Genomic DNA, 10459 nt, shown 5'->3' with positions numbered 1-10459 from the left:
GTGTACGCAGAGGCTGCGGCAGGGCCGGGGTCCACTGGGGCAGGCGGCCGCCGCTGGCCTGGGTGAGGGTGGCGCTGAGGCGCGCCAGGCGCGGGGCGCCCAGCAGCTTGCGGGCGCTGTTGGCCGCGGCCAGGGTCAGGCGGGCGCCGCGCAGGGTGGTGTGGAAGTGGTCGGCGAGCCAGTCGGCGGTCTTGGCGTGGGCGGCGGCCTGGGCGCGGAGCTTCTTCACCAGTTCGCCGGTGTTGATGCCGACCGGGCAGCGCTGGGCGCACAGGCCGGTGGCGGCGCAGGTGTCGATGCCCTGGTACTGGTAGGCCTGCATCAGCTCGCGGGTGTCTTCACCGGCGCGCTGGCGGGCCTGGATGTCGCGCCACATGACGATGCGCTGGCGCGGGCTGAGGGTCAGTCCTTTGGACGGGCACACTGGCTCGCAAAAGCCGCACTCGATGCACTTGTCGACAATGGCGTCGGCGGCGGGCAGCGGCTTGAGGTGCTTGAGGTGGATCTGTGGGTCGTCGCTGAGTACCACGTCGGGGTTGAGGATGCCGTTGGGGTCGAGCAGGCGCTTGAGCGTCCACATCAGCTGGTAGGCGTCCTGGCCCCACTCGAGTTCGACGAAGGGCGCCATGTTGCGGCCGGTGCCGTGCTCGGCCTTGAGCGAGCCGCCGAATTCGACTGCGACCAACTGGGCGACGTCGTCCATGAAGGCCTGGTAGCGCGCCACTTCGGCCGGGCTGTTGAAGCCTTGGGTGAAGACGAAGTGCAGGTTGCCCTCCAGGGCGTGGCCGAAGATGATCGCCTCGTCGTAGCGGTGCCGTTCGAACAGCTGGATCAGCCGGTTGACGCCTTCGGCCAGTTGTTCGACGGGGAAGGTGACGTCCTCGATGATCACCGTGGTGCCGGTCTGGCGCACGGCGCCGACGGCGGGGAAGGTGTCCTTGCGGATCTTCCACAGCAGGTTGTACACGCCCGGGTCTTCGCTGAAGTCGACCTTCTGCTCCAGGGGAAAGTGGGCGATGGCGGCGCGGACCTGGTCGAGCTGCTCGTGCAGCAGGCTCTGGGTGGCGGCGCGCGACTCGATCAGCAGGGCGCAGGCGCTGCTCGAGAGTGCCTTGACCCAGGCCGGCATGCCGACCATGTCCTGCACCGAGCGCAAGCTGCGGCGGTCGAGCAGTTCGACGGCGGAGACCGGCTGGCGCTTGAGCAGGGTCACGGCCTTGCAGCAGCTCTCGACGTCGGGGAAGACGATCAGCGCGGTGGCCTTGTGCGGGTGGTCGGGCACGGTGTCGTAGGTGACGGCGCTGATGAAGCCGAGCGTGCCTTCGGAGCCGACCATCAGGTGGTAGAGGATGTCCAGCGGCTGGTCGTAGTCCACCAGGGCGTTGAGTGACAGGCCGGTGGTGTTCTTCAGGCGGTACTTGTGGCGGATGCGTTCGGCCAGGGCGGTGTTGGCGCGGGTCTCGCGGCCCAGGCGCGCCAGTTCGGCGAGCAGCGGGGCGTGGCTGCGCTCGAAGGCGGCGACGCTGGCCGGGTCTTCGCTGTCCAGGCAGGTGCCGTCGGCCAGCACCAGGCGCAGGCCGGCCAGGGTGTGGTAGGTGTTCTGCGCGGTGCCACAGCACATGCCGCTGGCGTTGTTGGCGACGATGCCGCCGATCTTGCAGGCGTTGATCGAGGCCGGGTCGGGGCCGATCTTGCGTCCGTAGGGGGCCAGCCAGGCGTTGGCCTGGGCGCCGATGACGCCGGGTTGCAGGCGGATCTGCGCGCCGTCGTCGCGGATCTGCCGGCCGTTCCACTGGTCGCCCAGCACGATCAGCACCGAGTCGCTGAGGGCCTGGCCGGACAGGCTGGTGCCGGCAGCGCGGAAGGTCAGCGAGACGCGGTCGCGCTGGGCCAGGTGGAGCAGGCCGACCACCTCGTCCTCGGACTCGACGCGCACTACCAGTTTTGGAATCAGCCGGTAGAAGCTGGCATCGGTGCCGAAGGCCAGGGTCGAGGTCGGGTCGTCGAAGCGGCGCGCGGCCGGGATCAGGCGTTCGGCGTCGCGCAGGAAGGTGGCAGGCAGGCTCATGCAATCTCCTCGCGGGGCCATGCCGTCTGGCGCGACAGGTGCCCCGGTCAATCAGGCGGTGTGAAGGGCGGGGTCAGGCGCCCAGTTCGCGCACCAGCGAGTCACGGCTGATCTCGCTGATGGACTTGGCACCGGTCAGCACCATGGCCACGCGCATTTCTTTTTCGAACAGGTCGAGCAGGTTCTTCACGCCGGCCTCGCCGTGGGTCGCCAGGGCGTAGAGGAAGGCGCGGCCGATCAGCACGCTGTCGGCGCCGAGGGCGATCATGCGCACCACGTCCAGGCCGCTGCGGATGCCCGAGTCGGCGAGGATGGTCAGGTCGCCCTTGACCGCATCGGCGATGGCCGGCAGCGCGCGGGCGCTGGACAGCACGCCGTCGAGCTGGCGGCCGCCGTGGTTGGAGACCACGATGCCGTCGGCACCGAAGCGCACCGCGTCACGGGCGTCGTCGGCGTCGAGGATGCCCTTGATCAGCATCGGGCCGTCCCAGGTGTCGCGGATCCACTCCAGGTCCTTCCAGGAGATCGACGGGTCGAAGTTGGCGCCCAACCAACCGATGTAGTCGGCCAGGCCCGTGGGGTTGCCGCGGTACGCCGAGATGTTGCCCAGGTCGTGGGGGCGGCCGTTGACACCGACGTCCCAGGCCCACTGGGGGTGGGTCATGGCCTGCAGCACTCGGCGCAGCGGGCCGTTGGCGCCGCTCATGCCAGAGTGGGCGTCGCGGTAGCGGGCGCCGGGCACGGGCATGTCGACGGTGAACACCAGGGTCTTGACCCCGGCGGCCTTGGCCCGCTCCAGGGCGTTGCGCATGAAGCCGCGGTCCTTGAGCACGTAGAGCTGGAACCACATCGGCCGGTCGATGGCCGTGGCGACTTCCTCGATCGGGCAGACCGAGACGGTGGACAGGGTGAAGGGGAGGCCCTTGCTGGCGGCGGCGCGTGCGGCCTGCACTTCACCGCGGCGGGCGTACATCCCGGCCAGGCCGATCGGCGCCAGGGCCACCGGCATGCTCAGGGTCTCGTCGAACAGGCGGGTTTCCAGGCTCAGCTCGGACATGTTCTTCAGCACCCGCTGGCGCAGGGCGATGTCGGCCAGGTCCTGGACGTTGCGGCGCAGCGTGTGCTCGGCGTAGGCGCCACCGTCGGCATAGTGGAACAGGAACGGTGGCAGCTTGCGTTGAGCGGCTGCGCGGTAGTCGGTCGAGGCGGAAATGATCATGGGATCTCGCAGCGTGAGGGGTGGGAAAAGGCCGGGCGCAGGTGGGCGCGCCCGGCGTTCGTCACGTCAGTGCACCAGCATACCGGTCAGCCAGTAGGCCTGGACCAGGGTGATCAGGCCAACGATGGTGGCGAAGAACAGGCTGTGCTTGAGGGTGAAGCGGAACAGGTCCGATTCCTTGCCGACCAGCCCGGTGGCGGCGCAGGCCACGGCGATGGACTGGGGCGAAATCATCTTGCCGGTCACGCCACCGCTGGTGTTGGCCGCCACCAGCAGGGTGTCGCTGACGCCGATCTGGTGGGCGGTGGTGGCCTGCAGCGAGCTGAACAGGGCATTGGACGAGGTGTCCGAACCGGTCAGGAACACGCCCAGCCAGCCGAGGAACGGCGAGAAGAACGGGAAGGCCGCGCCTGTGCCGGCCAGGACCAGGGCCATGGTCGACGACATGCCCGAGTAGTTGGTGACGAAGGCGAAAGCCAGCACCATGCCGATCGACAGGATCGGCCAGCGCAGCTCGTACAGTGTCTCCTTGAAAGTGGTCAGACCAGTTTTGACGTCGATCCTCAGCACCAGCATCGACAGCAGGGCGGAGAGGAAGATCGCGGTACCGGTGGCGGAGATCGGGTCGAGCTTGAACACCGCCGGCATGGGCGTCGCGTTGACCACGATCGGCGCGGTCTTGATCACCAACTGGTCGAGGTGCGGGATGGCGAAGTTGAACACCCAGTCGTACATCGCGCCGCCCGAGGCGAACGCGGCCTTGAACGGCTTGAGGGTCCAGATCGTCACCAGCACGGTGAGGATCAGGAACGGCGACCAGGCCTTGAAGATCTCGCCCAGGCTGTAGGGACTCGGCTGGATGCCGCCTGTGCTGGCGACCGCAGCGCCGCCGCCGGCCATGCCGGTCATGGCGCGCTTGGGTTGCCAGACCTTGAGGAACAGGGTCAGGGCGATCAGGCTGGCCAGGGCCGAGGTGATGTCCGGCAGTTCCGGGCCGATGAAGTTGGAGGTGAAGTACTGGGTGACGGCGAAGCTCAGGCCGGCCACCAGCGCGGCCGGCCAGGTTTCCTTCACGCCGCGCAGGCCATCCATCATGAACACCAGCCAGAACGGCACGAACAGCGACAGCAGCGGCAGCTGGCGGCCGGTCATGGCGCCGATGTGGAAGGCGTCGATGCCGGTCACCTGGCCGGCGACGATGATCGGGATGCCCAAGGCGCCGAAGGCTACCGGCGCAGTGTTGGCGATCAGGCACAGGCCGGCGGCGTACAGCGGGTTGAAGCCCAGGCCGACCAGCAGCGCGGCGGTGATGGCCACGGGCGCGCCGAAGCCGGCGGCGCCTTCCAGGAAGGCCCCGAAGCAGAAGCCGATCAGCAGCACCTGCAGACGCTGGTCGTCGGTGATCGACAGCACCGAGCTGCGGATGACCTCGAACTGGCCGCTCTTGACCGTGAGCTTGTAGAGGAACACGGCGGCGACGATGATCCAGGCGATGGGCCAAAGGCCATAGGCGAAGCCGTAGCCTGCGGCGGCGAGGGCCATGTCGGCCGGCATCTGGAAGGCGAAGATCGCCACCAGGATCGACAGCGCCAAGGTGATGCTGCCGGCCACGTGGCCTTTGAGGCGGAACACGGCCAGAGCCAGGAAGAAGAACACGATCGGGATGACGGCGGCGAGCGCGGACAGGCCCAGGCTGCCAAGCGGCGCGTAGAGTTGTTGCCAGGTTTGCATAATGGGGTGGCCCCTAATTGTTGTTGGTCATGCGCTGGCACTGTAAATTGGTCATACCAATTTACAATGTGGAGTGAGTAGGGTAAAAGCCTCGCCTGGGGTGTGTCAATTTGTCTCGGTGTCGACGTTGGTCGCAGGGCGATCGGCGGTGGCGCGGGTGGATGTCGCGCGATCATGGATGAGCGACAATGCGCGCCGGTGAGCGCGTGGTGAAGGAGTGCGTCAGATGGTGTTTGATCAGGTTCGCCAGCGGCGGTTGTCCGACGATATCGTCGAGCGCCTGGAAGCGATGATTCTCGAAGGCACCTTGACCTCCGGGCAGCGCCTGCCGGCCGAGCGCGCGCTGGCCGAGCAGTTCGGCGTATCGCGGCCTTCATTACGCGAGGCGATCCAGAAGCTGGTGGCCAAGGGGCTGCTGGTCAGTCGTCAGGGGGGTGGCAACTATGTGGCCGAGTCCTTGGGCTCGACGTTCAGCGATCCGCTGCTGAACCTGCTCGAACACAGCGGGGATGCCCAGCGGGATCTGCTGGAGTTTCGTCACACGCTGGAGGCGTCGTGTGCCTATTACGCGGCCCAGCGGGCGACCGAACCGGACCGGGCGCGGCTCAAGGCGGCGTTCGATGCGCTGCAGGATTGCTATTCGCGGGTCGACCGGGTGAGCCGGGCGGAGGAGGGCGCGGCGGATGCGCGTTTCCACCTGGCGATCGCCGAGGCGAGCCACAATGCGGTGCTGTTGCACACCATTCGTGGATTGTTCGACCTGCTCAAGCGCAACGTGGTGACCAATATCGGCGGCATGTACCAGCAGCGGGCGGAGACCCGGGACATGCTGATCGCGCAGCATCGGGCGCTGTACCTGGCGATCGTCGAGGGGCGGGCGGATGAGGCGCGGGAGCTGTCCAGCCAGCACATTCTGTATGTGCAGGAGGTGTTGCAGGAGGCGCAGCAGGAGGCCCAGCGGGTGGCGAGGGCGGAGCGGCGCAGTGGGCGGTGAGAGGCTGGGTGTGGGGTGATCGATGTGGGATTGGGTGGGCTGGTTTTACGGCCCTTGCAGGGCCGATCGCGGCACAGGGGCCGCTCCCACACGGGATCGCATTCGCCTGAGTCGCCGCGACAGGTGTGGGAGCGGCCCCCGTGCCGCGATTGGGCCCGCAGGGCCCACAGAACCAGCGCCGCCGACTAAAACAGCAGCGCTACTCCTGACACCCGGTTCAGGCTCACGACAGTCTCTTGGGCAGCTACACGCCACCCAGGCCCACCTCAGTCGTCCTTGCCCTTGCTCCGCACGGCCCGCTGCATCTCGCGGTTGGAATCGCGCTCGCGCTCGGTATCGCGCTTGTCGTATTCCTTCTTGCCCTTGCCCAGCGCGATCTCGCACTTGATCAGGTGCTTGCTCCAGTACAGCGCCAGGGCCACACAGGTGTAGCCCTTCTGCGCGACCGCCGCCTCGACGCGTTCGAGCTCGCGCTTGTTCAGCAAGAGCTTGCGCGTGCGCTGCGGGTCGGCGATGACGTGGGTGCTGGCCGCCGTCAGGGGGGTGATGTGGCTGCCGAACAGCCAGGCTTCGCCATCCTTGAGCAGCACGTAGCTGTCCGTCAGGTGGGCCTTGCCCGCTCGCAGGCTTTTTACTTCCCAACCGGACAGGACCAGTCCGGCCTCGAACTTGTGTTCGATGAAGTAATCGTGTCGCGCTTTCTTGTTCTGCGCGATGGTCCCGGTCGGATGTTTCTTTTGCTTAGCCATAGGGTTGGCATTATAAGCAGCGCTTTGCGTTGTCGGCTACGGGATTTCTGCATGCTTGAGCCTGCCGGACGAAACCCGGACAATACCGGCACTGTCTTTCCTACAGGACAGGTCCAGAGGCGCCACACGGCGCTGCCGCCCCCGCTTTGGAAGTGATGCTTTGACTACCCATATCCAACGTTCCGCCTTGCTGCCTTATCCCGCCCAGGCGCTCTACGATCTGGTCAATGATGTGGCCAGCTATCCACAGTTCCTGCCCTGGTGCTCGGCCGCGACGGTGCTCGAGTCCAGCGACACGCACATGCGCGCCAAGCTGGAAGTGGCCAAGGGCGGGATGAGCCAGCAATTCGTCACCCGCAACACCCTGGTGCCGGGCCAGTCCATCGAGATGAACCTCGAGGAAGGGCCGTTCACGCAGTTGCATGGCGTCTGGGTGTTCAAGCCCCTGGGCGACAAGGCCTGCAAGATCAGCCTGGACCTGGCGTTCGACTACGCCGGGCCCCTGGTGCGGGCGACCCTCGGGCCGCTGTTCAACCAGGCGGCCAACACCCTGGTCGATGCGTTCTGCCAGCGCGCCAAGCAACTGCACGGCTGAATGCACAACGGCCCGTCCAGTGATGACTGGACGGGCCGTTCGAGGCGAGCACGGGTGGCGAGGCGACCCGCGAGGTCGCCGGTGTTACTGCGGAGACGTCTCGAGCGGCGCCGGCGTTGGCACGGGCGTGGTCTCGATGGTGTCGATCTCGCGCTGGATCGACTCTTCCAGCGAACCCGGCTTGGCGGGCTGCTCGGCCGGTTGCGGCTGGCCGTTTTCGTCCACAGGCGTGACGGTGGTGTCGCCGCTGCCTTCGAGGATCGCCTGGTCCTTGCTCACGCCCGGCATGAAGTCGCCAGACAGGTTGACCAGTTGGTCGCTGTCGTTGAAGAAGACGCTCATGCGCTCCTGCTGACGCTGGCCGCCACCGGGCTGCAGGGTATAGAGATAATCCCAGCGATTGGTGTTGAACGTGTCCTGAAGCAGCGGGTTGCCCATGATAAACCTTACCTGGCGCCGGGTCATTCCGGGGCGCAATTGGTCTATCATGTCCTGCGTGACGACATTGCCCTGCTGGATGTCGATTTTGTAAACCCCGGGAAACGAGCAACCGGCGAGTGCGAGCAGTCCCACGAAGGTGAGGCTGGTTAGCAAGAGCTTGGTGTTTTGCATCGGTGGGCGACTTCCACTATCTTGGCTGGACAACGTAAACCCCGATCATACCCGTATTAAGAGAAGCTGCGAAGCAGCATCGGCGAGAAAGCTGACCATGGTTGAAAATAGCGAATTACGCAAAGCCGGTCTCAAGGTGACACTGCCTCGAGTCAAGATCCTCCAGATGCTCGACCTGAACGAGCAGCGCCACATGAGCGCCGAGGATGTGTACAAGGCATTGATGGAGGCCGGCGAGGACGTGGGTCTGGCGACCGTTTACCGTGTCCTGACCCAGTTCGAAGCGGCTGGCCTGGTCGTGCGTCATAACTTCGATGGCGGTCATGCCGTCTTCGAACTGGCGGATGGCGGCCACCACGACCATATGGTCAACGTGGATTCCGGCGAAGTCATCGAGTTCTTCGATGCAGAGATCGAGCGGCGTCAGAAAGAGATCGTGCAGGAGCACGGTTATGAGTTGGTGGACCATAACCTGGTCCTGTACATCCGCGCCAAGAAGGCGTGACCTGAGGGCGATACGGGGCGGCGAAGGCGGTGTGACAGCCGGTGCCGCCCACACTGGATGACCGGAAGCCGGTCAGCGTCTCAACGGATCGGGGCGGCGTGCTTCCAGTCCAGGCTCACCGTATCGGCAGCCCTTCATGGCAGGTGACGCGCTGTGGCGCACCTGCCAGCCTTTCCTTCCTTATTTACCGCTGACGACCATCTTGCGTGCATGGGCCAGGGATTCCTTGGTCAGGTCGATGCCGCCCAGCATGCGTGCCACTTCTTCTACCCGTTCCCGTTTGCCCAGGCTGGCGACTGCCGTGTGGGTGGTGTCGCTGTGGCGAACCTTGTGCACGAACAGGTGATGGTGCCCTTGCGCCGCCACCTGGGGCAGGTGGGTGACCGTCAGCACCTGACCGCGATCGCCCAGGCGTCGCAGCAGTTGACCGACGATCTCGGCCGTCGGGCCACCAATGCCGACGTCGACTTCGTCGAACACCAGGGTCGGAATGCGCGAGGTCTGCGCGGTGATCACCTGGATCGCCAGGCTGATCCGTGACAGTTCGCCCCCGGACGCGACTTTCGCCAGGCCCTTGAGCGGTTGCCCTGGGTTGGCGCTGACCAATAGCTCGACCGATTCCAGGCCGTGGGGCGAGAGATCGTCGCCGTTCAGCGGCGTCAGCGCGATGTGGAAGCGTCCGCCTGGCATGCCGAGGCGCTGGATCTCCTGCTCGACGGCGCTGGCCAGCTGGCCGGCCGCCTGATGGCGCAAGCCGCTGAGTTCGGTGGCCTTGAGCTGGTAGTGCTTGGCATACGCGGCCAGTTCGTCGGCTAGACGCTCGAGGGACTCGTCACTGGCATTGAGGCCTTCGAGTTCATCGATCAGGCGCTGCTGCAGTTCGGGCAGTTCGCTGGGCTGCACGCGGTGCTTGCGCGCCAGGGTATACAAGGCATCGAGGCGCTCTTCGAGGGCCTGCAGGCGCATCGGGTCGGCATCGAAGTGGTCGAGGAAGCGGTTGAGCTCGCCGACCGCTTCTTCGACCTGGATCTGTGCGCTGGCGATCAGGTTGGCTGCCTCGCCCAGGGCCTTGGGCCCGTCGCCGGTGTTGCCCAGCCGGCTGAGGCAGGTGCTCAGCACGCTGAGCACGTTGCCCGAATCGCTTTCGCTGCACTGGTCGATGACCTGGCGGCACACCCCGAACAGCGCTTCGGCGTTGGTCAGGTTCTTGTGCTCCTGCTCGAGCAGCTCCAGTTCGTTCTCGCCCAGGTTGAGGTTCTCGAGTTCCTCGAGCTGATAACTGAGCAGTTGATGACGCGCGCGCTGTTCATCGCTGGAATTGGACAGGCGCTCCAGCTCCTGACGCGTCTGCCGCCAGCGCTGGGCGGCCAGCTGCACCTGGCGGGCCAGGTCGCTGGCGCCGGCGTACTCGTCGAGCAGACGGCGATGGGTGTCGGTCTTGAGCAGGGACTGGTGCTCGTGCTGGCTGTGGATGTCGATCAGCAGCTCGCCCAGGGCCTTCAGATCGCCGAGCGGGCAGGGTGTGCCGTTGATGTAGCCGCGGCTGCGGCCTTCGGCGGTGATCACGCGGCGCAGGATGCACGGGCCGTCCTGCTCCAGGTCGCGCTCGACCAGCCAGACATGGGCCTCGGGGATGTCGACCAGGTCGAAGGTGGCGAGAATGTCGGCCTTGTCGGCGCCCGGACGAACCACCCCGCAGTCGGCGCGATCGCCCAGGGCCAGGCCCAGCGCGTCGAGCATGATCGACTTGCCGGCGCCGGTCTCGCCGGTGATGACGCTCATGCCGCGTGCAAGCTCGAGGTCAAGGTGTTCGACGATGGCGTAGTTGTGGATCGACAGATGCACCAGCATGGGCGGCTCCCGAGGGGTCAGATCTGGTTATACATTCAGGTCTGGTTATTTATACAGTTCGCGTGAAAGCGTGGCAATGCCCGTTGGCCGAGTGGTGTTTGGCAGGGTGTTGCACGCGCCAGGCGAAGAGGCGCG

9 protein-coding genes are annotated in these 10459 nt (G+C 66.1%); 3 read left to right on the top strand and 6 right to left on the bottom strand.

Translation table 11 applies throughout. The features are described 5' to 3' along the window. The 3 genes from G7007_RS13495 to G7007_RS13485 all read right to left on the bottom strand — a co-directional run. Positions 1 to 2068, bottom strand: a 2068-nt coding sequence (locus tag G7007_RS13495) for an FAD-binding and (Fe-S)-binding domain-containing protein (protein ID WP_181102448.1), incomplete at its 3' end; no start/stop codon positions are given. A gap of 73 nt (positions 2069 to 2141) precedes the next feature. Beyond that, positions 2142 to 3287, bottom strand: coding sequence for an FMN-dependent L-lactate dehydrogenase LldD (lldD, locus tag G7007_RS13490; RefSeq protein WP_181102447.1), 1146 nt, complete (start codon positions 3285 to 3287; stop codon positions 2142 to 2144). 66 nt (positions 3288 to 3353) lie between these two features. Continuing rightward, positions 3354 to 5018 (bottom strand): lactate permease LctP family transporter, encoded by a 1665-nt coding sequence (locus tag G7007_RS13485; RefSeq protein WP_181102445.1) that lies wholly within the window; start codon positions 5016 to 5018, stop codon positions 3354 to 3356. A 226-nt stretch (positions 5019 to 5244) separates the two neighbouring features. On the opposite strand from G7007_RS13485, the gene G7007_RS13480 reads away from it, so the two are divergent. After that, entirely contained in the window at positions 5245 to 6012 is a 768-nt protein-coding gene (locus G7007_RS13480) for an FCD domain-containing protein (RefSeq protein WP_181102443.1), read from the top strand. Positions 6013 to 6278: 266 nt separating this feature from the next. On the opposite strand, the gene smpB is transcribed toward G7007_RS13480, so the two are convergent. Continuing rightward, on the bottom strand, positions 6279 to 6761 hold the full coding sequence (smpB, locus tag G7007_RS13475; RefSeq protein WP_181095696.1) for an SsrA-binding protein SmpB: 483 nt from the start codon (positions 6759 to 6761) through the stop codon (positions 6279 to 6281). Positions 6762 to 6921: 160 nt separating this feature from the next. On the opposite strand from smpB, the gene G7007_RS13470 reads away from it, so the two are divergent. Continuing rightward, a complete protein-coding gene (locus G7007_RS13470) occupies positions 6922 to 7356 on the top strand; it encodes a type II toxin-antitoxin system RatA family toxin (protein WP_181102441.1) in 435 nt (144 codons plus the stop codon). Positions 7357 to 7440: 84 nt separating this feature from the next. On the opposite strand, the gene G7007_RS13465 is transcribed toward G7007_RS13470, so the two are convergent. Beyond that, positions 7441 to 7968: an outer membrane protein assembly factor BamE gene (locus tag G7007_RS13465; RefSeq protein WP_060392465.1), complete on the bottom strand. Its 528-nt coding sequence runs from the start codon at positions 7966 to 7968 to the stop codon at positions 7441 to 7443. Positions 7969 to 8065: 97 nt separating this feature from the next. Here G7007_RS13465 and fur point away from each other — a divergent pair, with 97 nt between their 5' ends. Further along, a complete protein-coding gene (gene fur / locus G7007_RS13460; RefSeq protein ID WP_060392466.1) occupies positions 8066 to 8473 on the top strand; it encodes a ferric iron uptake transcriptional regulator in 408 nt (135 codons plus the stop codon). Between the two features lie 180 nt (positions 8474 to 8653). Here fur and recN read toward each other — a convergent pair whose 3' ends face one another. Beyond that, on the bottom strand, positions 8654 to 10324 hold the full coding sequence (gene recN, locus G7007_RS13455; RefSeq protein WP_181102439.1) for a DNA repair protein RecN: 1671 nt from the start codon (positions 10322 to 10324) through the stop codon (positions 8654 to 8656). Positions 10325 to 10459: the final 135 nt, after the last annotated feature.

Source organism: Pseudomonas entomophila (genome assembly GCF_013523125.1).
Taxonomy (GTDB): Bacteria; Pseudomonadota; Gammaproteobacteria; order Pseudomonadales; family Pseudomonadaceae; genus Aquipseudomonas; species Aquipseudomonas entomophila_B.
Note: the sequence above shows the minus strand (reverse complement) of the source record. Positions and strands in the feature narration are given on the sequence as shown.

Excerpts from the sequence above, each read along its gene's own strand:
- lldD (WP_181102447.1), bottom strand. The coding sequence starts at position 3,287 with ATGATCATTTCCGCCTCGACCGACTACCGCGCAGCCGCTCAACGCAAG.
- G7007_RS13485 (WP_181102445.1), bottom strand. The coding sequence starts at position 5,018 with ATGCAAACCTGGCAACAACTCTACGCGCCGCTTGGCAGCCTGGGCCTG.
- G7007_RS13480 (WP_181102443.1), top strand. The coding sequence starts at position 5,245 with ATGGTGTTTGATCAGGTTCGCCAGCGGCGGTTGTCCGACGATATCGTC.
- smpB (WP_181095696.1), bottom strand. The coding sequence starts at position 6,761 with ATGGCTAAGCAAAAGAAACATCCGACCGGGACCATCGCGCAGAACAAG.
- G7007_RS13465 (WP_060392465.1), bottom strand. The coding sequence starts at position 7,968 with ATGCAAAACACCAAGCTCTTGCTAACCAGCCTCACCTTCGTGGGACTG.
- fur (WP_060392466.1), top strand. The coding sequence starts at position 8,066 with ATGGTTGAAAATAGCGAATTACGCAAAGCCGGTCTCAAGGTGACACTG.
- recN (WP_181102439.1), bottom strand. The coding sequence starts at position 10,324 with ATGCTGGTGCATCTGTCGATCCACAACTACGCCATCGTCGAACACCTT.